This window comes from Streptomyces hesseae (assembly GCF_031845785.1).
Classification (GTDB): Bacteria; Actinomycetota; Actinomycetes; order Streptomycetales; family Streptomycetaceae; genus Streptomyces; species Streptomyces hesseae.
The window spans coordinates 110,136-133,141 of record NZ_JAVRFI010000003.1; the positions used below are offsets into that span (position 1 = coordinate 110,136).

General features: G+C 73.1%; 20 protein-coding genes. 5 read left to right on the forward strand and 15 right to left on the reverse strand.

Annotated features, from left to right (window positions below):
* Position 1: 1 nt before the first annotated feature.
* Positions 2-358 carry a GntR family transcriptional regulator gene (locus tag RM609_RS06460; protein WP_311608665.1) on the forward strand — a complete coding sequence of 119 codons (357 nt, stop codon included), beginning with the start codon at positions 2-4 and terminating at the stop codon, positions 356-358.
* Here the strand turns inward: RM609_RS06460 and RM609_RS06465 are convergent.
* From RM609_RS06465 to RM609_RS06485, 5 genes are all read right to left on the reverse strand, one after another.
* Positions 296-1,138 (reverse strand): SDR family NAD(P)-dependent oxidoreductase, encoded by an 843-nt coding sequence (locus RM609_RS06465; protein ID WP_311608666.1) that lies wholly within the window; start codon positions 1,136-1,138, stop codon positions 296-298. The genes RM609_RS06460 and RM609_RS06465 overlap by 63 nt on opposite strands.
* Positions 1,139-1,196: 58 nt before the next feature.
* Complete coding sequence (locus tag RM609_RS06470; protein ID WP_311608667.1) at positions 1,197-2,366, reverse strand: serine hydrolase domain-containing protein; 1,170 nt, start codon at positions 2,364-2,366, stop codon at positions 1,197-1,199.
* 81 nt (positions 2,367-2,447) lie between these two features.
* Positions 2,448-3,236, reverse strand: a complete 789-nt coding sequence (locus tag RM609_RS06475) for an energy-coupling factor ABC transporter ATP-binding protein (RefSeq protein ID WP_311608669.1) — start codon at positions 3,234-3,236, stop codon at positions 2,448-2,450.
* Entirely contained in the window at positions 3,233-3,997 is a 765-nt protein-coding gene (cbiQ, locus tag RM609_RS06480; RefSeq protein ID WP_311608671.1) for a cobalt ECF transporter T component CbiQ, read from the reverse strand. The genes RM609_RS06475 and cbiQ overlap by 4 nt, the downstream gene beginning before the upstream one ends.
* 1 nt (position 3,998) lies before the next feature.
* The gene (locus RM609_RS06485) at positions 3,999-5,051 is read right to left on the reverse strand and encodes an energy-coupling factor ABC transporter permease (RefSeq protein WP_311608673.1); all 1,053 of its coding nucleotides are present in this window, start codon (positions 5,049-5,051) and stop codon (positions 3,999-4,001) included.
* A gap of 306 nt (positions 5,052-5,357) precedes the next feature.
* On the opposite strand from RM609_RS06485, the gene RM609_RS06490 reads away from it, so the two are divergent.
* Positions 5,358-6,641, forward strand: coding sequence for a GmrSD restriction endonuclease domain-containing protein (locus RM609_RS06490; protein ID WP_311608674.1), 1,284 nt, complete (start codon positions 5,358-5,360; stop codon positions 6,639-6,641).
* 54 nt (positions 6,642-6,695) lie between these two features.
* Here the strand turns inward: RM609_RS06490 and RM609_RS06495 are convergent, their stop codons facing one another.
* From RM609_RS06495 to RM609_RS06505, 3 genes are all read right to left on the reverse strand, one after another.
* Positions 6,696-7,895: a MarP family serine protease gene (locus RM609_RS06495; protein WP_311608676.1), complete on the reverse strand. Its 1,200-nt coding sequence runs from the start codon at positions 7,893-7,895 to the stop codon at positions 6,696-6,698.
* Positions 7,896-8,115: 220 nt separating this feature from the next.
* Positions 8,116-10,332, reverse strand: a complete 2,217-nt coding sequence (locus tag RM609_RS06500; RefSeq protein ID WP_311608678.1) for an MMPL family transporter — start codon at positions 10,330-10,332, stop codon at positions 8,116-8,118.
* A 110-nt stretch (positions 10,333-10,442) separates the two neighbouring features.
* The gene (locus RM609_RS06505) at positions 10,443-11,042 is read right to left on the reverse strand and encodes a TetR/AcrR family transcriptional regulator (protein ID WP_311608680.1); all 600 of its coding nucleotides are present in this window, start codon (positions 11,040-11,042) and stop codon (positions 10,443-10,445) included.
* A gap of 148 nt (positions 11,043-11,190) precedes the next feature.
* On the opposite strand from RM609_RS06505, the gene RM609_RS06510 reads away from it, so the two are divergent.
* Complete coding sequence (locus tag RM609_RS06510) at positions 11,191-14,454, forward strand: S41 family peptidase (RefSeq protein WP_311608682.1); 3,264 nt, start codon at positions 11,191-11,193, stop codon at positions 14,452-14,454.
* An 82-nt stretch (positions 14,455-14,536) separates the two neighbouring features.
* Here RM609_RS06510 and RM609_RS06515 read toward each other — a convergent pair whose 3' ends face one another.
* The 3 genes from RM609_RS06515 to RM609_RS06525 all read right to left on the reverse strand — a co-directional run bounded on the left by RM609_RS06515 (position 14,537) and on the right by RM609_RS06525 (position 17,242).
* Positions 14,537-14,731, reverse strand: coding sequence for a hypothetical protein (locus RM609_RS06515; protein ID WP_311608683.1), 195 nt, complete (start codon positions 14,729-14,731; stop codon positions 14,537-14,539).
* 79 nt (positions 14,732-14,810) lie between these two features.
* Positions 14,811-15,695 carry an SDR family oxidoreductase gene (locus RM609_RS06520; protein WP_311608685.1) on the reverse strand — a complete coding sequence of 295 codons (885 nt, stop codon included), beginning with the start codon at positions 15,693-15,695 and terminating at the stop codon, positions 14,811-14,813.
* A complete protein-coding gene (locus tag RM609_RS06525; protein ID WP_311608687.1) occupies positions 15,692-17,242 on the reverse strand; it encodes a flavin-containing monooxygenase in 1,551 nt (516 codons plus the stop codon). The genes RM609_RS06520 and RM609_RS06525 overlap by 4 nt, the downstream gene beginning before the upstream one ends.
* A 149-nt stretch (positions 17,243-17,391) precedes the next feature.
* Here RM609_RS06525 and RM609_RS06530 point away from each other — a divergent pair, with 149 nt between their 5' ends.
* Entirely contained in the window at positions 17,392-18,120 is a 729-nt protein-coding gene (locus RM609_RS06530) for a MerR family transcriptional regulator (protein ID WP_311608688.1), read from the forward strand.
* A gap of 515 nt (positions 18,121-18,635) precedes the next feature.
* Here the strand turns inward: RM609_RS06530 and RM609_RS06535 are convergent.
* Both RM609_RS06535 and RM609_RS06540 read right to left on the reverse strand, forming a co-directional pair.
* A complete protein-coding gene (locus tag RM609_RS06535; protein ID WP_311608690.1) occupies positions 18,636-19,301 on the reverse strand; it encodes a hypothetical protein in 666 nt (221 codons plus the stop codon).
* Positions 19,302-19,444: 143 nt separating this feature from the next.
* The gene (locus RM609_RS06540) at positions 19,445-20,239 is read right to left on the reverse strand and encodes an exodeoxyribonuclease III (RefSeq protein WP_311608692.1); all 795 of its coding nucleotides are present in this window, start codon (positions 20,237-20,239) and stop codon (positions 19,445-19,447) included.
* Positions 20,240-20,305: 66 nt separating this feature from the next.
* Between RM609_RS06540 and RM609_RS06545 the strand changes: the two genes are divergently transcribed.
* Positions 20,306-20,806 carry a GNAT family N-acetyltransferase gene (locus RM609_RS06545; protein WP_311608694.1) on the forward strand — a complete coding sequence of 167 codons (501 nt, stop codon included), beginning with the start codon at positions 20,306-20,308 and terminating at the stop codon, positions 20,804-20,806.
* Positions 20,807-21,188: 382 nt separating this feature from the next.
* Here the strand turns inward: RM609_RS06545 and RM609_RS06550 are convergent, their stop codons facing one another.
* Positions 21,189-21,689 (reverse strand): DUF1269 domain-containing protein, encoded by a 501-nt coding sequence (locus RM609_RS06550; protein ID WP_311608695.1) that lies wholly within the window; start codon positions 21,687-21,689, stop codon positions 21,189-21,191.
* A 37-nt stretch (positions 21,690-21,726) separates the two neighbouring features.
* On the reverse strand, positions 21,727-22,980 hold the full coding sequence (locus RM609_RS06555; RefSeq protein WP_311608697.1) for an ATP-binding protein: 1,254 nt from the start codon (positions 22,978-22,980) through the stop codon (positions 21,727-21,729).
* Between the last annotated feature and the right edge of the window lie 26 nt (positions 22,981-23,006).

Below are 23,006 nucleotides of genomic sequence, written 5' to 3' on the forward strand. Positions count from 1 at the left end.
CATGTTGTTCCGGGTCGACCCGTCCTCATCCGTCCCCCTCGGCGAGCAGATCGCCGGCGGGCTGCGCGGCGCCATCGCCGACGGCTCCGTACGCCCCGGCGAGCGGCTGCCGTCCGCGCGGGAGGTCGCCGCGTCCCTCGGCGTCAACATGCACACCGTGCTGCGCGGTTATCAGCAGCTCCGCGACGAGGGGCTCATCGAGCTGCGCCGGGGGCGCGGGGCCGTGGTGACGGGCGGGACGGCGACCTCCGGGCGCGCCCGGCTCACCGCGCGGGCGCGCGAACTCGTCGCCGAGTCACGCGCGCTCGGGCTCTCCGACGACGACATCGTCGACCTCGTCCGGACGGTCATGGGTTGACCGGCTCAGCGCCTGCCGCAGGCCCAGGTTCCCGATCAGGATGCCGCCGTCCACCGGCAGCGTCACCCCCGTGATCCACGACGCGTCCGGCGAGGCCAGGAAGGCGACGGCCGCCGCGATGTCCTCCGGACGTCCCACCCGCCCCAGCGGGTAGTGCTCGGCCGCCCGCTCCAGCGAGTCCTCCCGCCCCGCCCAGCCGGGGGTGCGGATCGTGCCGGGCGCCACGAGGTTGACCCGTACGCCCCGGGCCGCGCAGTGGCCGGCCAGCGTCCGGGTCAGGCCGGCCAGGCCCGCCTTTGCCGCGCTGTAGGCGTGGTTGCCGAAGTCCTGCTCGCCGTTGACCGAGCCGACGCTGACGACCGAGGCGCGGCCGCCCGCGGCGGTCAGCAGCGGCATCGCGGCCCGGACGCACCGGAAGGCGCCGGTGAGGGTGATGTCGAGGTCCTGGGCCCACGCCTCGTCCGGGAAGTCCTCGACCAGCGGCGGGTCCGGGTGGAACGAGTAGGCGTTGTTGACCAGCACGTCCAGGCGTCCGTAGCGCTCCGCCACAAAGGCCAGCGCTGCCTCGACCGCCGCCGCGTCGCCGACGTCGCAGGCGAGCGAGTCGGCGGTGAGCCCGTCCGCCCGCAGGCCCGCCGCGGCCTTCGCCGCGCGCTCGCCGTCCAGGTCGGTGACGAGCACCCGCGCGCCCTCCGAGGCGAAGCGGCGCGCCGTGGCCTCGCCGATGCCCCGGCCCGCGCCCGTGATCAGTACCGCGTAGCCCTCGAACCTTCGGGTCATGCGGCCAGCTCTACCCCGCCGAGGGCCCCTTCTACCCCGCCGGACCCGATGGCGGCCTCTACCCCGCCAGGGACCGCGCGACCGCCCGGACGAGCGCCTGGGCGCGCGGGTCCGCCGTGACGTTCTTCTGCATGCCGTTCGTGACGTACCCGAAGGCGACGCCCGACTCGGGGTCGGCGAAGGCCAGGGAGCCGCCGCGGCCCGGGTGGCCGAAGGAGCCCGGGGCCAGCAGCGGGGACGCCGGGCCGTGGAGCATGTAGCCGAGGCCGAAGCGGGTGTTGACGACGAGGACGCGGTCCGGGCCCGCCGACTCCTCCGTGCGCGCCAGGGTCAGCGTCGCCGGGGCGAAGAGCCGGCGGCCGCCGTCGAGCGGGCCGATCAGCGAGGCGTAGAAGCGGGCCAGCGCGTCGGCCGTGGCGATGCCGGCGGAGGCGGGCAGTTCGGCGGCGCGGTAGGCCGGGTCGTTCTCGTCGGCGGCGGGGCTGATCGCGCCGAAGGCGCGGCGGGTCAGCGAGTCCGGGTCGCGGTAGGCGTCGGTGACGGACGCCTTGGGGCGGACGCGCAGCCCGGCGGCGGGGGGCTCGATGTCGGCGATCCGGCCGACCCGGTGCCGCTCCGCGTCCGGCAGGCCTATCCACAGGTCCAGGCCCAGCGGCCCGGATATCTCCTCGGCCACCCACCTGCCCAGGGACCGGCCGGTCACGCGCGGCACCAGCTCACCGAGCAGCCAGCTGTACGTCTGGGCGTGGTAGCCGTGGTCCGTGCCGGGCTCCCAGGCGGGGGCCTGCGCGGCGAGGGCGCGCGGGCCGCTGACGCCGTCGATGGCCTCGGCGGGCGTGAGCGGGGTGTCCAGCACGGGCAGCCCGGCGCGGTGCGCGAGCAGGTGACGGACGAGGACCCGCTCCTTGCCGGCCGCCTTGAACTCGGGCCAGTACGTGCCCACGGGCGCGTCCAGGTCCACCTGGCCGCGCTGGTGCAGCAGGAGGAGGACGGCGGCGGCGACGCCCTTGGTGGCGGAGCGGACGATCTGGGCGGTGCCGTGCCGCCACGGCTCGCCACCACCGTCCGCGTCCGCGTCCTTCGTGCCGGCCCACAGGTCGGCCACCTTCAGCCCGTCCCGGTAGACCGTCACGGCCGCGCCGCGCTCACCGCGCCGTGCGAAGTTCTCCGCGAAGGCGTCCCGGACCGGCTCGAAGCCGTCCGTCACCGTGCCCTGGACGTCCACCACTGTCTTCCGCTCCCACTGTGCCGATCGCTACAAATGCATCCACCATGGTGCAACGTGTCCGGAAGTGGTCGCGGACAGGGGTCACCCTCGCACAGGAACCGTGCGCGGGTCGAAGCCGAACGGCAGCTCCAGGCGGTGGGCCCGCATGGTGTCCTCGTCGCACAGCAACTCCCCGGTGGGCCCGTCGGCGGCGATGACCCCGCCGCTGAGGATCACCGAGCGCTCGCACAGCTCCAGCGCGTACGGCAGGTCGTGGGTGACCATGAGCACCGTCACATCCAGCGAGCGCAGAATGTCGGCGAGCTCACGCCGGGAGGCCGGGTCGAGGTTGGAGGAGGGCTCGTCCAGGACGAGGATCTCCGGCTCCATGGCGAGGACCGTGGCCACCGCCACCCGGCGCCGCTGCCCGAAGGACAGGTGGTGCGGGGGGCGGTCGGCGAAGTCCGCCATGCCGACCCGCTCCAGGGCCGTACGGACCCGCTCCTCCAGCTCCGGCCCGCGCAGCCCGGCGGCGGCCGGGCCGAAGGCCACGTCCTCGCGGACGGTCGGCATGAACAGCTGGTCGTCCGGGTCCTGGAAGACGATGCCGACCCGGCGCCGCACCTCGGCCAGGTTCGGCTTCGTCACCGGCAGCCCGGCGACCCGGACCGAGCCCACACCGCCGCCGAGGATGCCGTTGAGGTGGAGGACGAGGGTGGTCTTCCCGGCGCCGTTGGGGCCGAGCAGGGCCACCCGCTCCCCGCGCCGGACGGTCAGGTCGACGCCGAAGAGGGCCTGGTGGCCGTCGGGGTAGGCGAAGGCCAGCCCGGAGACCTCAAGGGAAGGGGCCTCAAGGGAAGGGGCCTCGCGGGAAGGGGAAAGGGCGGTCATGTCAGGGTCCATCCCGTCAGGCAGACCGCCAGCGCGGCCAGCGGCAGCGCGGCCGCGTGCGTCCACTGCGCACGGGTCGCGGTCACGTTGTCGATCACGGGCATCGTGCCCGCGTACCCCCGGCTGACCATCGCCAGGTGGACGCGTTCGCCACGCTCGTACGAGCGGATGAACAGCGCCCCCGCGGACTTGGCCAGCACCCCCCAGTGGCCCACCCCGCGCGCGGTGAAACCGCGCGACTCCCGGGCGATGCGCATCCGCCGCATCTCATCCGTGACCACATCGCCGTAGCGGATCATGAAGGACGCGATCTGGACGAGCAGCGGCGGCATCCGCAGCCGCTCCAGCCCCAGCAGCAGCGCCCGCAGCTCGGTCGTCGCGGCGAGCAGCACCGAGGCGGCGACGCCCAGGGTGCCCTTGGCCAGGATGTTCCAGGCGCCCCACAGCCCGGGTCCGCTGAGCGCCACGCCGAGGACGTGCACCCGCTCGCCGGGTACGACGAACGGCATCAGCAGTGCGAACGCCACGAACGGCACCTCGATCAGCAGCCGCCGCAGCAGAAATCCGTACGGCACCCGGGCCACGCCCGCGACGGCCGCGAGCAGCAGCGCGTACAGCCCGAAGGCCCACACCGCCTCGCGGGGCGTGGAGACGACGACGAGGACGAAGCAGAAGACGGCCGCGAGCTTGCAGTGCGGCGGCAGGTCGTGGACCGGCGACCGGGCGTGCCGGTAGAGCTTGTGGGCGTGTCCGGCGCCCATGTCAGACGGTCTCGGTCGTGACGGGCGCCGCCTTGGCCGCCGCCGCGTGGCTCCTGCGGCGGCGTACGACCACGAAGACGCCCGTGCCCACCGCCAGCGTCGCCCCGACGCCGATCACACCGGCCAGTCCGCCGGAGAGCCGGGCGTCCGAGACGTCCTTGACCTGGTAGTCCGCGAGCGGGGAGTCCTTGGCCGCGTGCGCCTTGGCCCCGGCGTCGATGCCCTTGTCGTGGGCGACCTTCTCCAGGCCGTCCGGGCTGGTGGAGGCGTAGAAGCTGACGAAGCCGGCGAGCGCCAGGGCGAGCACGAGGCCGACGCCGGCGATCTTGCGGACGGGGCGCGGGGCGGCCTTCGACACCTCGACGGGGACCACGGTCCCGTCCGCCTTCCGGATCTCCAGCGGCTTGGCCAGCCCCCGCGCCCCGTAGACCAGGTCGGGACGGACGGCCACGACCGCGCCCACGGTCAGGGCGGTGATGACGGCCTCGCCGACGCCGATGAGGACGTGCACCCCGATCATGGCCGTCGCGACCTTGCCGATGGGCACGTCGGTCGTCCCGCCCAGCGCGTAGATCAGGGTGAAGGCGCAGGCCGCCGCCGGGACGGACACCAGCGCGGCCACGAAGGCGGCGGCGGTCACGGAGGAGCGGCGGCGCGGCAGCGCCTTCGCCAGCAGCCGGAAGAGGGCGTAGGCGACGACCGTCGTGACCACCGCCATGTCGGTGATGTTGACGCCCAGGGCCGTGAGCCCGCCGTCGGCGAACAGCACCCCCTGCATCAGCAGCACCACGGATATACAGAGGACCCCCGTGTAGGGGCCGACGAGTATCGCCGCGAGCGCTCCGCCCAGCAGATGGCCGCTGGTGCCCGCCGCGACGGGGAAGTTCAGCATCTGCACGGCGAAGATGAACGCCGCCACCAGCCCCGCGAGCGGCGCGGCCCGCTCGTCCAGCTCGCGTCGCGCGCCGCGCAGGCAGACCGCGACGGCGGACGCGGCGACGGCCCCGGCGGCCAGGGACACCGGGGCGTTGATGAATCCGTCGGGTACGTGCATGACGGTTCTCCGTCTCTCCGTCTCTCCGGCCCCTGTGTGCGGCCGTGATGTCCGGCCGTTTCGTCCAGCCGTGAACCGCTCGATGATAGGGCCGTCCTGCGAACGAGTGGCAAGAGCGTGCACGGCGCGACTGCGCGCCCCTTGCCAGGGCCCGCGCCCTACCGCCGTAACGAACCGGAACCACCTCCAAGGCCAGTCGAGTGATTCGCCACCGCTCAAGGCATATGTCCCGTTCCACGGCTCACTCGTCATGACGGCCATCTCTGCTCTGCCACTGCTCGCGGAGCCACCGAAGAAGGAGGTCCCATGCGATCGCAGGAGATATCCGCGCGCCGGTACCGGCGGCCGTTCCTCGCGTCCACCGTCACCGCCGCCGCCCTGCTCATGGCGGCGGCCCCGGGCACCACCGCCCGGGCCGTGCCGCCGGCCGGCACGGATCACGCGCGGCCCCGGGCGGCCGGACTGCCCGGGGACTACGACGAGACGGCCTGCGAGGGCCCGTCGCCGGACGAGGGGGACATCTACTCGCGGCCCCCCGTGCCGGGCCCCGAATCCGACCCGCCCGGCGGCAAGCCCGCTCGGCCCAACCCGTCCGCCCCGGCCAGACCCCCTGAGCGCGCCCCGCACGGCTCCTCGGCCGGGGCCGCGCCCATGCGCCACGGCCGCGCCCTGCCCAGGCGCGTGCCCAAGCGCGTGCCCACGAGGTGGCCCAGGAACCTGCCCGGCCGCGACGAGGCCGCGCGCATGCTGGCCGACCTGGACGTCAGGCCCCTCAAGGGCGAGGGCTACGACCGCCGCTACTTCGGCGCGACCTGCTGGGCGCGGCACGGCCTGGACCAGTGCACCACGCGCGAGGTCGCGCTGAAGCTCTACTCGGTCGTGCCCGCCACGCTCCAGGGCAAGTGCCGGATCGTCGGCGGCCAGTGGCACAGCGAGTACGACAACAGGACGCTGGCCGACCCGGTGCACGTCGACGTCGACCACGTCGTGTCGCTGCGCAACGCCTGGGGCTCGGGCGCGCGTGAGTGGCCGGCGGAGAAGCGGCTGGAGTTCGCCAACGACCTGACGGCCTCCCCGGAGCTGATCGTGGTGTCCACATGGGGCAACCGCCGCAAGGGCGACAAGTCCCCGGACCAGTGGCTGCCGCAGGACCCGATCGGTCAGTGCCTCTACAGCCAGGCGTGGATCGGGGTGAAGGACTACTACGGGCTGAGCGTCACCCGTGCCGAGAAGGACAAGCTGCGGCAGGTCCTGGACGCCTGTCCCGCCCAGACCCCCACGGACGGCCCCGGCCGCCCGAACCGTCCGAACCGCCCGGAACACCAGCAGCCCCAGGAGGACCGGCAGGACCACCAGACCCGGCCCGACCGTCCGGAGCGCCAGAACGACCACGGCGGGCAGGACCGTCAGGACCGCCCCGCCCGGGAGGACCGCCCCGCCCACCAGGACCGGCAGGACCGTCCCGACCGGCAGGGCGACCATGCCCGGCAGGACCACCACGACCGGCAGGACCGCCCTGACCGGAACGACCGGAACGACCGGGACAGCCGGAACGACCGGGACAGCCGGGACGACCGGGACGACCGCTGAGGAGCGAAGGAGCGAGAGGCCCGGACGCCCGGCGGGAGGAGGCCCGGCCGCCCGCTAAAGAGCGGCCCGGCTGCCGGTGCTGACCGGCACGGTCGCCTGCGCCGCCCGTCGCGCGGCGTCGGCGACCTGGTCGGCGGTCAGCACATAGCCCGTCTCCGCGTCCGTCGTGGAACGGGCGAAGACCACCCCGTACACCTTGCCGGAGGGGGTCAGCAGCGGTCCGCCCGAGTTGCCGGGGCGGACCGTGGAGCGGACGGAGAAGACCTCGCGCGTGGTGATGCCGTCGCCGTAGATGTCCTGGCCCTTGGCCCGGACCTCGTTGGCGACGATCGCCGCGCGCAGGTCCAGTCCGCCGTTCTCGGGGAAGCCCGCGACGACGGACGCGTCGCCGCGCTTGGCGGTCTTGTCGAAGGGCAGCACGGGCGCGTCCAGGCCCGGGACGTCCAGGACGGCCACGTCCGTGTCCGGGTCGAAGAGGACGACCTTCGCGTTGTACGCACGTCTGACGCCGCCGACCTTCACGGTCGGGTCGCTGACGCCGGCCACCACGTGGGCGTTGGTCATCACGTGCTCGTGGGAGAAGACGAATCCGCTGCCCTCCTGGCCGCGCCGTCCGTCGCCGCCGACGTTCGCCACGCCCTCGACCTTCACCACGCTCCGCCGGGCCGCCCGGGCCGCGTCCGCGGTCACCATGTCCCCGGTGGGCTTCGGGACGCTGGTGGCGGGCTCGCTCTCGAAGGGGTTGAACACCTGGGGGAACCCGGCCCCCGCCAGCGCGTCGGTCGTCCGGCTGAACCAGGTGGGCGCCTGCTCGGGCATCACCTTGTGCACCGCGCCCAGCAGCTTCGACTCCTTGATCTCCCGGGTGAGGGAGGCGGAGTTCGACGAGACGAGCACGCTCGCGGCCACCCAGCCCACCAGCAGCACGGCCAGTGAGGCGGCGGCCGCGCCGGCTATGCCGTCGAGGCCGCGCACGGGCGCCCACGTCAGCCGGGACCGCAGCCGCCAGGCGAACCGGCCCGCGACGGCGTGGCCGATCACGGCCGGGATCAGCACGACCAGGACGGCGGCGACGGCCGCCAGGGACGTACCGGGCTCGAAGGGCTCCAGGGCGTAGGGCAGCGCCCAGACGCCCAGCACGGCGCCGCCGAGGAACCCGGCGAGCAGCACGACGCTCGCCACCAGGCCCCGGCGATAGCCGGAGACGGCGTAGGCGAGGACGAGCAGCAACAGCAGCACATCGATCAGGTTCAACGCGAAGCCCTTTCCTTCACACGCGTCCCCCGACCGCGCCCACCTGCGTGGACTTAGAAAAACGCCACCGCGGCGGGTGGCGGTTCCCATTCCGTCCGAATTCATGGCGTACGCCACGTAGCCGTCCACCGGGGGGCTCCGCCCCCGGACCCCGGGTTCTCGAACGCCGGACGGGCTGAGTCAGCCCGTCCGGCGTTCGAGGACAAAGAGGTGAGCCGCGTCAGACGCGCACGGGCTCCCGCTCCCCGTCCGGGTCGCCCGCCGTGGCCGTGGCGGACGGCGCGAGCGCCTTCTGGAGCCCCTCACCCTCCACGTCCACGTTCGGCAGCGCCTTGTCCAGCCACTTCGGCAGCCACCAGGCCGCCTTGCCCAGCAGGGCGAGGACCGCCGGCACGATCGCCATCCGCACCACGAACGCGTCGAAGAAGACCGCGATCGCCAGGCCGAAGCCGATCATCTTGATCATCTGCTCGGACGAGCCGATGAAGCCCGCGAAGACGCTCATCATGATGACGGCCGCCGCCGTGACGACCCGCGCGCCGTGGCGGAAGCCGGTCACGATGGCCTCGCCCGGGCGCTCGCCGTGGACGTAGGCCTCGCGCATGCGGGTCACGAGGAAGACCTCGTAGTCCATGGCCAGACCGAAGACGACACCCACCATGAAGATCGGCATCATGCTCATGATCGGGCCGGTCTCCTCGACCCCGAAGAGCGAGCCCAGCCAGCCCCACTGGAAGACCGCTACGACGGCGCCGAGCGCGGCGACCACCGACAGCAGGAAGCCCAGCGCGGCCTTCAGCGGCACCAGGATGGACCGGAAGACGACGATCAGCAGCAGGAAGGCCAGGCCGACGACGAGCGCCAGGTACGGCAGCAGGGCGTCGTTGAGCTTCTGCGAGACGTCGATGTTCATCGCCGTCCCGCCGGTGACCAGGACCTTCGCACCGGTGTCGGAGGCCAGCGCGGCGCGCTCGCCCCGGATCGCGTGGACCAGGTCCTCGGTCTCGGTGCTGGTCGGCTTGGACTTGGGGATGACCAGCAGGGTGGCCGTGTCCCCGGCCTTGTTGAACTGCGCCGGGGTCACCATGACGACGTTGTCCAGCTTCGCCAGGGTGTCGTGGGTCTTCTGCGCCGCGGCCTTGGGGTCCTTGGCGTCCTTCAGGTCCACGACGTTCAGCAGCGGGCCGTTGAAGCCCGGGCCGAAGCCCTCGCTCAGCAGGTCGTACGCCTTGCGCTGGGTGGAGCTCTTGGAGGCGGCGCCGTCGTCGGGCAGGCCGAGCTCCAGCGAGGCGGCGGGCACGGCGATGGCGCCCAGGCCGATCACACCGGCCGCGAGCACCAGCACCGGGCGGCGCAGTACGACGCGGGCCCAGCGGGTGCCCATGTTCGGCTTGTCGCCGGCGGCCACGGCGGGGCCGTTCTTGCGGATCTTGCGGGGCAGCACCTGCTTGCCCGCGAAGCCCAGCAGCGCCGGGATCAGCGACAGGGCGATGAGCACGGCGATGGTGACCGTGCCGGCGGCCGCCATGCCCATCTTCGTCAGCATCGGGATGTTGACGACCGCGAGGCCGGCCAGCGCGATGACGACGGTGAGTCCGGCGAAGACCACCGCGGAACCGGCGGTGCCGACGGCGCGGCCCGCGGCCTCCTCGCGCTCACGGCCCTCGGCGAGCTCCGCGCGGTAGCGGGAGACGATGAAGAGGGCGTAGTCGATGCCGACCGCGAGGCCGATCATCATGGCGAGCGTCGAGGTGTTGGCGGAGAGGTCGAGCACGGGCGCCAGGGCGGCGATCGAGGAGACGCCGATGCCCACGCCGATGATGGCGGTCAGCAGCGGCAGTCCGGCCGCGACCAGCGAGCCGAAGGTGATCACCAGGACGAGCGCCGACACGGCGATGCCGATGATCTCCGAGCCGCCCTCGGGCATCTGCTGGAGGACGCTGCCGCCGACCTCGACGGTCAGCCCGGCGTCGCGGCCGTGCTGGGCGGCGTCCTTGAGCTCGGTGCGGGTGTCCTCGGTCAGGTCCATGGACTTGACCTTGTACGCGGCCGAGGCGTACCCGATGTTCTGGTCCTTGTTGACGGCCTGGCCCTGGAACGGGTCGACCGCCATGGCCACCTGCGGGCCGCGCTTGAGCTCGGCGACGACCTTCTCGACGGCCGCCTTGTTCTTGGGATCGGTGAGCTTCTGGCCCTCGGGCGCCTTGAAGACGACGCGGGCGGAGGCGTTCTGCTCGGTATTACCGGGGAATCGTTTCTCCAGGAGGTCGAAGGCCTGCTGGGCCTCCGTGCCCGGTATGGAGAAGTCGTTGTTGGTGGACTTGGACGCCGTGGCGGCGCCCGCCCCGGCCAGCACCAGCAGCAGCACCCATATGAGGGCGAAGTACCAGCGCCGTCGGAAGGAAAGCCTTCCGAGTCTGTAGAGGAACGTGGCCACGAGTGTGGTGCTCCCGTCGGTTCGAGTGGTGCGGGGAACTGGAAGTGGGAACCAGCCCGACGGGAGCGGTACGTCAGGTGGGGCCTCAGTGGGGGGTCAGTGGGGGGTGGTCATACGCCGAGAGCGGGGATGATCACGGCGTCGACGTAGTGGGTGAGGAACTCGGCGTCCGGAGCCCGGTCCTCGATGAGCGGACGGGCCAGAAAGCCGCCGATCATCATGTGGGCGACGAACGGGATGGCGGGGTTGTCCGCCGCCAGCTCGCCACGTCCGACCGCGCGCCGGAGCATCTCGTCCATCCATCCCATCTCGGGCTCGACGAGCACCTCGCGCAGCGCCCGGTGGAGTTCCGGGTTGGTGTGCACGGCGTGCCCGAGCCCGCGGAGCAGGGCGGTGTCCTTCTCCATCTGCTCCGTGTCGGCCTGGCACACCATGGCGTGGAGGTCACCGCGCACCGAACCGGTGTCGATGCCCTCCAGGCTGCCCGGCTTGTTGTGCCGCAGGGCCTTGGCGACCAGCTCCGGCTTGCCCCTCCACTGGCGGTAGAGGGTGGCCTTGCTGGAGTGCGTCCGGGCGGCGACGGCGTCCATCGTCAGGGCGTCGTAGCCGACCTCGCGCAGGATCGCGAGCACCGCCTCGTAGAGCTCGGCCTCGCGTTCGGGGGTCAGCCTGGTGCGGCGGACCGTCGGCTTGGGTGGTTCCGTGGGCATACCGCCCCTCCCTTCCCCCGTGGCCGTACGAAACGGTTTCGTACCGTACGAGCGTAAGCCCGGGCCGCAGCGAAACGACATCGTTTCGATGGTGTTCTCCGTCACGAACCGAGTTGCCGGGGGATCAGCCGCCCGAAACCATTGACGCGTGAGCGACGCCTACATCCGCTTTCCCCATCTGCACGGCGAGCTGCTCTGCTTCGTCGCGGAGGACGACCTATGGCTGGCCCCGCTCGGGCCGCCGGGGGCCGCCGCCGGGCGGGCCTGGCGGCTGACCGTGGACCGCACCCGCGCCGGGCACCCCCGCTTCTCCCCCGACGGGCGCCACATCGCCTTCACCAACTGGCGCAGTCTGGATCCCGAGATCCATCTCGTCGACATCGAGGGCGGGCCCGCCCGCCGGCTGAGCTACTGGGGCAGCACCGACACCCGGGTCTGCGGCTGGGCGCCCTCCGACCGGAACGGCGGCTACGACATCCTCGCCGTCTCCTCGCACGGCCAGCCGTTCTCGTACTTCTCCTGGGCCTACCGGCTGCCCACCGACGGCGGCCCCGGGCTACGGCTGCCGTGGGGGCCGGTGTCCGACATCGCGATGGGCGAGGTCGACGGCGAGCACCGCACCCTGCTGCTGGCCGGCAAGCCGCCGCACGAACCCGCGTCCTGGAAGCGCTACCGGGGCGGGGCGACGGGCCGGCTGTGGCTCCACGGCACCCGGCTGGTGCCGGACATCCAGGGCCATCTGGACTCGGCGATGTTCGTCGACGGCCGGATCGCCTTCCTCTCCGACCACGAAGGCATCGGAAACCTCTACTCCTGCCGGCCCGACGGTTCGGATCTGCGCAGACACACCGACCACGCCGACTTCTACGCCCGCCACGCCGCCACCGACGGCTCCCGTGTCGTCTACCAGTGCGCGGGCGAGGTGTGGCTGGTGGAGGACTTCTCCCCCGGCGCCGCCCCCCGGCGGCTGGACCTGCGCCTGGGCGGACCGCGCGCCGGGCGGCGCACATACCAGGTGCAGGCCGCCCAGCACGTCGGCGCGCTGGCCGTGGACACCACCGGCCGGGCCAGCGCGATCGGGGTGCGCGGCAGCCTGTACTGGCTCACCCACCGCGACGGCCCGGCCCGCGCCATCTCCGACACCCCGGGCGTAAGGGTGCGGCTGCCGGAGATGCTGGGCTCCACCGGCCGTATCGCCTATGTGACGGACGCCGAGGGCGAGGACGCCATCGAGATCGCCCAGCTGCCGCGCGCCTCCGGGCCCTCCGAACCGCGCCGGCTGGCCGCCGGGCAGCTGGGCCGGGTGCACGAGCTGCTGTCCTCGCCCGACGGCACCCGGCTGGCCGTCGCCTCGCACGACGGGCGGCTGCTGCTCGTGGACGCCACGGCCGAGGGGACGGGCGAGGTCACGGAGCTGATCCAGTCCGCCAACGGGCCCGTGCGCGAGCTCGCCTTCTCCCCCGACTCCGGCTGGCTGGCCTGGTCCCACCCGGGGGTCGGCCGCTCCCTCCGGCAGATCAAGATCGCCCGGCTCTCGGACCGGCTGATCGTCGACGTCACCAACGGCCGCTTCGAGGACGAACAGCCCGTCTTCACCCGCGACGGCCGCTATCTCGCCTTCCTCTCCTGGCGCGGCTTCGACCCGGTGTACGACGTCCACACCGGCGACCTCTCCTTCCCCCTGGGCTGCCGCCCCTACCTCGTCCCGCTGTCGTCGGCCACGCCCTCGCCGTTCGCGCTCTCCGCCGAGGGCCGGCCGGCGGGCGGCGGGCTCGACCTGGACGACACCGGGGACCACGAGGGCGCGCTGGTGGTGGAGGTGGAGGGGCTGGAGAACCGGGTGACGCCGTTCCCGGTGGCCGCCTCGAAGTACTCCTCGCTCCACCCGGTCGGCGGCGGCGGTCTGGTGTGGCTGCGCTGGCCCATCTCCGGCGCTCTCGGCGAGACCTTCGCCAGCCCCACCGACGTCTCCGGCAAGCCCACGCTGGAACACTTCGACCTGGTCAAGGCCAAGCGCACCGAACTCACCTCGTCCATCGACTGGTACGCGGTCAGCGGCGACGGCACCCGGCTCGTCGTCAACGACGACGGCGACCTGCGCGTCGTCCCCGCCACCGACACCCCCGACCCCGACTCGACCGTCTTCGTCGACATGCGCCGCATCCTCCACGAGGCCGACCCCGCCGCCGAGTGGCGGCAGGCCTACGCCGAGGCGGGCCGGATCATCCGCGCCTACTTCTGGGAACCGGGCATGTGCGGCATCGACTGGGACGCGGTGCTGGAGCAGTACCGTCCGCTGCTCGAACGCGTCGCCTCCCCCGACGAGTTCGCCGATCTGCTCCGCGAGGTCCTCGGCGAGCTGGGCACCTCCCACGCCTACGTCGTCCCCGCCCGCCGCAACGAGGGCCCGCCCCACTACCAGCGCGCCATCGGCCTCCTCGGCACCAACCTCACCCACCGGAAGGACGGCTCCTGGACCGTGCGCCGCGTCCTGCCCGGCGACTCCTCCGACTCCAAGGCCCGCTCCCCGCTGGCCGGTTCGGGCATCCGCGAGGGCTGGGCGCTCACCCATGTCGACGGCCGCCCCGTCGACCCGGTCGCCGGCCCGTACCCGCTGCTCGCGGCGGCGGGCGGGACGACCGTCGAACTCACCTTCCGCCCGCCCGAACCGGACGGCCACCCGCGCCGGGTCGCGATCGTCCCGCTCGTCGACGAACGGCCCCTGCGCTACCAGGACTGGGTGACCAAGCGCCGCGCGGTCGTCCACGAGCTCAGCGGCGGCAAGTGCGGCTACCTCCACATCCCCGACATGGGCGGCTCCGGCTGGGCCCAGTTCAACCGCGACGTACGGATGGAGATGTCCCGGCCCGCCCTGATCGTGGACGTGCGCGGCAACGCGGGCGGCAACATCAGCGAGCTGGTGGTGGAGAAGCTCACCCGCACCATCGTCGGCTGGGACCTCACCCGCGGCGCCCAGCCCGTCTCGTACGCCTCCAACGCCCCGCGCGGCCCGGTCGTCGCCATCGCCGACGAGATGACCTCCTCCGACGGCGACATGATCACCGCCGCGTTCAAGCTCCAGGGCATCGGCCCGGTCGTCGGCCTGCGCACCTGGGGCGGCGTCGTCGGCATGACCGGCCGCCACCGGCTCGGCGACGGCACGTCCATCACCGTGCCGATGAACGCCGCCTGGTTCGACGCCTACGGCTGGGGCGTGGAGAACCACGGCGTCGAACCCGACATCGAGGTCGACCGCACCCCGCTGGACTGGGCCGAGGGCCGCCACAAGCAACTGGACGACGCGGTACGGGTGGCGCTGGACCTGCTGGAACAGCACGGCACGACGAACCCGCCCGACTACTCGGGCGTACCGGACCTGCGCCGGCCGAAGCTGCCGCCGCGCCAGGACTGACGGCATGAGTGAGGGGCGGCTGACGGCATGAGTGAGGGGCGCGCCCTGCTACTGGGCGCGCCCCTCACTTCACGTCATCGAACTACTCGTCCACGTCCTGGATGTCGTCCAGGGACTGCTGGCGACCCTGCTGCTGGCTCTTCTGCTGCTGTTGCTGCTGCTGGCCCTTGACCTTGTCCTGAGTCTGCTGGCCCTTCTGCTGAGCCTGCTGCTTGGCCTGCTGGGCCTTCTGCCTGGCCTGCTGGGCCTTGCCCTGCATCTCGTCCTTGATGCCCATGCGTAACTCACTCCTAAGGGGTGATCGGGGAAGTGGGCCGCGACCAGCCTCACACGCCCCCACGCCCCCCGCATGTCGATCAGTGACGCTCCGTGCGCGCCTTCGCGTCCGCCTCCCCGCCCGCGCCCACCAGCCCGAACCGCGCCCCGGCCAGCCGGGGTTCGGCGCGTCGCATCTCACGCGGGCCGCCCAGCGCGACCAGCGCCGGGAGCGCGGCACGCAGCGGCTGCAACGCGCGGAGCCAGCCCTGCCCGTAGACGTGCGCCGAGCGCCGCTCGACACCGGTCGCCAGCCGGTCGACGGTCGGCCCCAGCGGATAGGTGCGATTGGCCGGCCACGGCAGCCGCTGCCGCAACTCCCGCATCACCTCGAACTCGTCGGCGCCACGCACCATGTCGGTGTCGGTCCAGCTCAGATAGGCCACGCCGACGCGCACGCCCTTGTGGGCGACCTCGGCGCGCAGGCTGTGCGCGTATGCCTCGACGCCCGCCTTGGAGGCGCAGTACGCGCTCATCATGGGCGCCGGGGTGATCGCGGCGAGGGAGGCGATCTGGAGCAGATAGCCACGGCTCTCGGTGAGGACGGGCAGGAAGGCGCGGCCGGTGACGGCGCTGCCGATCAGGTTGACCTCGATCACCCGCCGCCAGTCGGCCGGGTCGGAGCCGTCCAGCGGGCCGCCGGCGGCGACACCGGCGTTGGCGACGACGACGTCCACCTTGCCGAAGCGCGCCTTGACCTCCGCCGCGACGCCCGCCATGGCCTCGTGGTCGGTGACGTCGGCGTGCCAGTACGCGGCCTCGCCGTACAGCGTCCGGGCGACCCGGCGCAGCTCGTCCGGCTCCAGCCCGACGAGCGCCACGTCGGCGCCGCGCGCCGACAGCGCGCGGGCCAGCGCCTCCCCCACGCCGCGCGCGGCGCCGGTGACGACGGCGACCTGCCCGCGCAGACTCGTCCGGGGCCTCATCGCACGGCTCCGGCGGCGTCGGCCGCACCGGCTTTCGTACGGGCACGGGGCGCCCTCAGCAGCTGGTACTCGGCGAGGTCCACCCGCCGGGTGACCTTGCGGAACTCCGCCGTGCTGCCCGGCCAGACCGTGGTGTTGCGCCCCTGGGCGTCGAGGTACCAGCTGCGGCAGCCGGTGTTCCAGACCGTGCGCTCCATGCGGCGCTGGATGCCGCGGTTCCAGGCGCGGACGGCGGAGGGGCGGGCGTCCAGGGCGGCCCGGCCGCCGATGGTGTCGAGCTGGCGCAGGAAGTCGGCCAGATAGTTCAGCTGGGCCTCGATGATGAGGATCATCGAGTTGTTGCCCAGGCCGGTGTTGGGGCCTATGACGAAGAGGAAGTTGGGGAACCCGGCGGCGCTGGCGCCGCGCAGGGCCGCCATGCCGTCCTTCCGCCACTCCTCCGCGAGCGTGGTGCCGTTGGCGCCGGTGACGCGGTCGGCGATCGGCATGTCGGTGGTGTGGAAGCCGGTGCCGAAGACGATGACGTCGGCCTCCGTCTCCGTGCCGTCGGCGGCCACGAGCGTGGAGCCGCGCACCTCGGCGAGGCCGGAGGCGACGACGTCGACGTTGGGGCGGGCGAGCGCGGGGTAGTAGTCGTCGGACAGCAGGATGCGCTTGCAGCCGATGCGGTAGTCGGGCAGCAGCTTGGCTCGCAGGGCGGGGTCCTTGACGGATTTACGCAGATGGGCGGCGGTGACGCGCTCCATGAGCCCGAGCCGTTCGGGCCACTTGGTGAACAGGCCGACCTGCATCTCCCGTACACCCCACAGCGTGCCGCGCCGCAACATGCCCGTGGCCGGGACCTTCGAGTGCAGCCAGCGCTCGCCGGCGGTGATCCGGCGGTCGAAGCGCGGCAGCACCCAGGGCGGGGTGCGCTGGAAGAGGGTGAGACGGGCGGCCTCGGGCTGGATCGCGGGCACGATCTGGGCGGCCGAGGCGCCGGTGCCGACCATGGCGACGCGCTTGCCTCGCAGGTCGGCGTCGTGGTCCCAGCGGGCGGAGTGGAAGACGGGCCCGGGGAAGTCCGCGAGCCCCGGGACGTCCGGGATCCGGGGGTCGGAGAGCGGCCCGGTGGCGGAGACGACGACGTCGGCCGTCCAGTCCTCCTTGGAGGTACTGATCTCCCAGAGCAGCCGCTCGGCGTCCCAGCGCATCGCCAGCACCTCGGAGCCGAAGCGCAGATGCGGACGGAGCCCGAAGGTGTCCGTGATCCGCTCCAGATAGGCCCGGATGTGCGGCTGGCCCGAGAAGCTGCGCGGCCACTCGGGATTGGGCGCGAAGGAGAACGAGTAGAGATGCGAGGGAACGTCGCAGGCGCAACCTGGATAGGTGTTGTCCCGCCAGGTGCCGCCGACGGAGTCCGCGCGCTCCAGGACGACGAAGTCGGTGACGCCCTCGCGGCGCAGCCGCACGGCCGCGCCCAGCCCGCCGAACCCCGACCCGATCACCGCCACGCGCACGTGACGTACGCGCTGTTCGTACTCTGCGCGCTGTTCGTGCTGGATCATGCCGCCGCCTCCCGGCCCCAGTTCCACAGAAGCACCCGTTCGACCGCGCCAGCGCTCACTGGCACGGTCGGAGCGTAGGGCAGGGACGGGGCACGGCGATAGGGGCCGGGGGAAGGGAAGTTACCGGCGGTCGCGCGTACGCTTCCCGCGTGGCGAACGACGGGGCGAACGACGGGAAGCGCGAGTACCGGACGGCCGAACTGGCCGAGGCGGCCGGCATCACGGTGCGCACCCTGCGCTTCTACCGTGAACGCGGACTCCTCCCGGCACCGCGCCGCGAGGGCCGTATCGCCTGGTACGGCGAGCCCCACCTGGCCCGGCTGCGCACGGTCGCCGCGCTGCTGGACCGGGGCCACACACTTGGCGGCATCGCCGAGCTGATCGCGGCCTTCGAGGGCGGGCGCGGCGTGGCCGAACTCCTGGGCACCCCCTGGTCGCAGGAGACCTCCGTCCGGCTGACCCCGGAGGAGCTCGCCGACCACTTCGCGGGCGAGGTGACCCCGGAGAACCTCGCCGCCGCCCTCGACATCGGCTATCTCGCCGTGGACGGGGAGCAGATCGTCCACATCAGCAGCCGCCTCCTGGAAGCCGCCACGGCCCTGGTCCGCGCGGGCATCCCCCTCTCCGCCGTCCTCACGGCGGCCCGCGAGGTCCGCGCCCACGCGGACGCGCTGGCGGGGATGTTCAGCCGTCTGGTGCACGAGTACACCGATGTGGCGTCGGACGACGGCGAGTTGACGCGCCTGCGACCGCTGGCGCGGACGGTCGTGGACGCGGAGTTCTCGCTGGCGATGGACCGACGGTTGCGCGGGGCGGGCGCGCGCGACGTTCCGGGCTCCGGGGACGCGACCGCGTGCGCCCCGCCCAAACAGCTCTAACCGGCGAAGAGTTGGGGATGGCGGCACTAAAGTCCCTGTTGTGACGTGCCGAGCCATACCGGCTCAACGCGGTCCTTTCCCAGGGTCGGTTCGCTGCGTTCGAGGCTCCAGCCAGGGGCCTCGGACGCGGGCCACATCGTGCCGTGTCCGGGGTTCCTTCATGGGGCCTCGCCGTCGGCGGGCCTCTCCTTCGAAGGAAAGGCGCCGGGAATGCCTCGCCATAGGAAGCCGAAGCCGTCGATCGACTGGGGCAGGGGAAGCGGTGGGTGAAAGCAGTTACACCGTGGGTGGAACTGCTTGTCACCGTCACTACGCTGATCTTGCTCATGATCGGCAAGGGGTGATCGGCTGGGCCTATACCCGTTAGGTCCAGAACGACCGCCTTTTCGGCCCGCCCGTCACGGATCCAGATTCCGTGGCGGGCGTTCCTGTTCCCGCAAGCAGGAGCAGGAGCAGGAGCGCCGTGAACGACCGTAGCAGCCCACCGCCCCGCGCGCACGGCACTCCGGCCGGGATTACCCCTTCGGGATGGGCGGCAGCTCCGCGTGCCGGACCGTGTAGCCGCCCTTGGTGACCGGGGCGTACGGGGCGGAGGACATGCAGGTGCCGACGTCGGAGGAGACCGGCTGCTTCGCGCCCTTGTCTCCGTCGCGCAGGACGTTCACCGCCGCCCAGGAGAAGCCCACCCGGTCCTGGGACTTGTGGCCCGCCTTCTCCTTGCCGCCGTCCAGGACGCTGAAGCCGAGGCGCTTGCCCAGCCAGTCCTGCGGGCCGTCCGGGCTGACCTTGGTCATCACCGCCGTGAGGGACGCGACGCCCGGCCCGGTGACGAGGCAGTCGACCTTGCCCTCGGCGGTCATGGTCCTGCCGAGCGCGGCGACGTAGTGGGAGACCTTCACCGTTCCCTCGGCGTCGGTGGGCAGCCCGGTGGGCAGCCCGGCCAGCGGCCGGCTGTAGGGCTTGGCGTGGGCGTCGAAGGTGAAGGAGCGGACGTCCTTGTCCGGCCAGAACGGGAGCTCGAAGGTCGCCGACCCGGTGACGCTCGCGCGCTTCGGGGCGGTGTCCGCCGCCGCGTTCCCGGCGGCGGCACCGCCGAGGGTGACGGTGGCGGCCAACGCGGCACCCAGCGCGGCGACTTTGCGCGAGCGCGAGGAAAGGCGGACGGACGATGCGAATGCCATGGCGTTTCTCCCGAGGAGGCCGGTGAAGTTGCGGCTGCTGCTGAACTCATCGTTCAACAGCAGCCGCAGCAGCTCATCCGTCCCCGGGCGTAACCCGCCCTCGCCCCCTCCGCCACGGGGCGATCCGTCATCCGCCCGGAGGACTACCGCGCCTCGTAGACGGCCGTCACCGGCGCGTGGTCCGACCAGCGCAGGTCGTGGCTCGCGGCCCGCTCGACGACCGCCTTCACCGCCCGCTCGGCCAGGCCCGGCGTCGCGACCTGGTAGTCGATGCGCCAGCCGGAGTCGTTGTCGAAGGCGCGGCCTCGGTACGACCACCACGAGTACGGGCCGTCCACCCCGGGGTGGAGGGTGCGGACGACGTCCACGTACTCCTCGAAGACCTTGCCGAGCCACTCGCGCTCCTCGGGGAGGAAGCCGGCACTCTTGCGGTTGGCCTTCCAGTTCTTGAGGTCGGCCTCGGTGTGGGCGATGTTCCAGTCGCCGCAGACCAGCACCTCACGGCCGTCGGCGGCGGCGCGGGCCTTCAGGCCCACGAGGTAGGGCAGGAACTCCGCCATGAAGCGTTCCTTCTCGTCCTGCCGCTCCGTGCCCACCTCGCCCGAGGGCAGGTAGAGGCTGGCCACGGTGACACCGGGAAGGTCGATCTCCACGTACCGGCCGCTGCCGTCGAACTCCGCCGAGCCGAAGCCGACGCGCACCGCGTCCGGCTCGCGCCGGGAGTAGAGGGAGACGCCCGCGCGGCCCTTGGCCGCGGCCGGGGCGTGGACGACGTGCCAGCCCTCGGGGTCGCGGACCTCGTCCGGGAGCTGGTGGGGCTCGGCGCGGACCTCCTGGAGGCACACGACGTCGGCTTCGGTCTGCGCGAGCCACTCGACGAAGCCCTTCTTGGCGGCGGCGCGCAGTCCGTTCACATTTGCGGTGGTAACGGTGAGCATCCGGGCACGATACCGACTCCTGAAATCCCTTGCCGCCCGGCGGTCGCGCGCACGTACCATCGCGGCATGGAGATCGTGCCGGTCGCCTACGACCACCCGGACGCCGTAAAGCTCAATGACCAGGTGCAATTGGAGTACGCCGAGCGGTACGGGAGCGGCGACGACACCCCCCTGGACCCGGCGCACTTCGCCCCGCCGCGTGGCCTGTATCTCATCGCGTACGACACGGACGGCGAGCCGGTCGCCACGGGCGGCTGGCGCGCGATGGAGCGCGACTCCGAGGGCGGCGTGGGGTACGCGGACGGGGACGCCGAGCTCAAGCGGATGTTCGTGATACCCCGGGCCCGCGGCCGGGGCCTGGCGCGACGCATCCTGTCCCTCCTGGAGACCGACGCCCTCGGGGCGGGCCGCGCCCGCATGGTCCTGGAAACGGGCGACAAACAGCCGGAGGCCATGACCCTCTACCTCTCCAGCGGCTACGCCCCGGTGCCGGCGGAGAGGAAATTCGGCTACTACCGCGAATACGACACGAGCCGCTGCTTCACCAAGCCGCTTCGCTGCCGCTAGGGCTTCGGGGGGCGCGGGGCGGAGCCCCACGCAGGTCCCGGGGGCGGGCGGCGCCCGGGCCGAGCCCCAGCCCCGGGGGCGGGTCCCTGTCCTGGGCGGGAGCGAAGCCCCGGGCCATCCGGGCCGCGAGGCCCAGCGGGCCGGGCCGCCGGGGCGCAGCCCCCGGCGTGGGCACGAGGCCTGGGGCGAGCCACAAGCCGCCGGGGCCCAGGGGCGCAGCCCCGGTCGTCACGAGACCCAGGGCAGAGCCCGAGCCGCCGGGGCCGGGGGGGCACAGTCCCCATGGGCGCGAGGCCCGGGGCGAGCCACAAGTCACCAGGGCCCAGGGGCGGAGCCCCGCGCCGCCAAGCCCCGGTGGTCGTGGGCCGGGGCCGGTGTCGTGTCAGGTGCCGTGGCCGGCGGCGATGGCTGCTTCCACTTCCGCGCGGATGCGTTCCGCGGGGTAGCGGCGGACCTCGCCGAAGGGGGAGAGGGCGCGGTCGACCGGGCCCGGGTCGTCCTCGCGGACCTCGGCCATCAGGACCGTGCTGCCCGGCGGCACCTCCGCCGCCAGCATCTCCAGGGCCGCGTTCGACGCGGTGGCCGCGCGGGCGTCGTGGACGCCGCCGATCAGGCCGCCCGCGCCGAAGCCGACCAGGACGCCGAGCGGCCCGCCGAGGATGCCCAGCAGTCCGCCGAGCAGCCCGCCCATGGCGAAGGCGTTGGCCGTGCCGGTGTTGTCGACGGCGTCGGGGAAGTCGAGGGCGCCCTCCGAGTCCCGGGCGATCACGGCGCCCTCTCGCAGGGTGACCTCCTTGTCGGTGTGGGCCCGGCGCAGGGCGTCCAGCGCCTTGTGGCCCTTGGCGGGGCCGGCGACGTTCAGGAAGAGGACGTTGTCGTTCACGGCATCCACTCTTCAGCCTGCCGCCGCACCCCGCACGTCAGTCGCCATCGTCCGGCGGAGCGTCCCCGGCGTCCCGTATCGCGTCGCTCAGGTCGAGCACCGCCTCCGCTCCCCCGCCCGGCGGGTTGGTGAAGGAGAGGGCGGCGCCCAGCACCCGTGCCTGGCCGACCGCGATCGTCAGCCCCAGGCCGAGGCCGGCCCGCGAGCCCGTGCGGAAGCGCTGCGGGCCGTGGGAGAGCAGCTGCTCGGGAAAGCCGGGGCCCAGGTCGCGTATGCGTATGACGCCGTCGTCGACCTCGGCCACCACCGTCCCAGAGCCGTGCCGGAAGGCGTTCGTGACGAGGTTCGCCAGGATCCGCTCGACGCGGCGCGCGTCGGTCTCGACCAGCCGGTCGCGGACCACCCTGACCTCGACGGCCTGCCCCGAACCGGCCTCCCCCGTCCCGGCCGCCGCCGCCCGTACCGCCCGCCGGGTGAGCTCGCCCAGCGCCCGTACGTCCGTCTCGGCGTGCTCGGCGTCCGCGTCGAGGCGGGCGACCTCCAGGACGTCCTCCATCAGGGTGCGCACCCGGTGCGACCGTTCCCGGACGAGTTCGGCGGGCCGGCCCGGCGGCAGCAGTTCCGCCGCCGCGACCAGGCCCGCGACGGGCGTGCGCAGCTCATGGGCGATGTTGGCGGTGACCTCGCGCTCGGCCTGGAGGCGGGCGGCCAGCGCGTCGGCCATGGTGTTGACGGCGTGGATCAGCCGGGCGAGCTCGTCCTTGCCGCCCCGGGGCCGGAGCCGGGCCGTGAGGTCGCCGTCGGCGATCCGCTCGGCGGTCCGCGCGGAGGCGTTGAGCCGGCGCCCCGCGACCGTCGCCAGGGCCACCCCGACGACCCCGGCGAGCGCGGTGCCGATGCCGCCCGCCAGCCACAGGACCTCGTCGAGCTCCTCCAGATTGCGGATCTGCCGGGTGTAGGGGTGTTTGAGGACGATGGTGTCGTCGCCCACGCGCGTCGCGGCCCACAGGGTCGGCTCGGGTCCCGAGCGGTCCAGGTAGGTGGCGCGTCTGCCCCGGTCGACGGCGCGCCGCAGGGGCTCGGGCAGCCGGTGGGGGTTGAGGATCACCCGGGGGCGGTCGAAGCCCGCCGCGTGGTCCTCGGCGGCGGACACGACCCGCTGGTCGAGGGACTCGCGCGCGGTCTCCAGCTGGCCCCGCGCGGTGCGGTGGTGCACGACGAGGCCGATGAGGACGGAGACGACCGCGGCGGTGGCCGTGATGGCCACCCCGATCTTCGTACGCAGACCCATCGACTGAAGTCTCCTCGGCTGGGGGC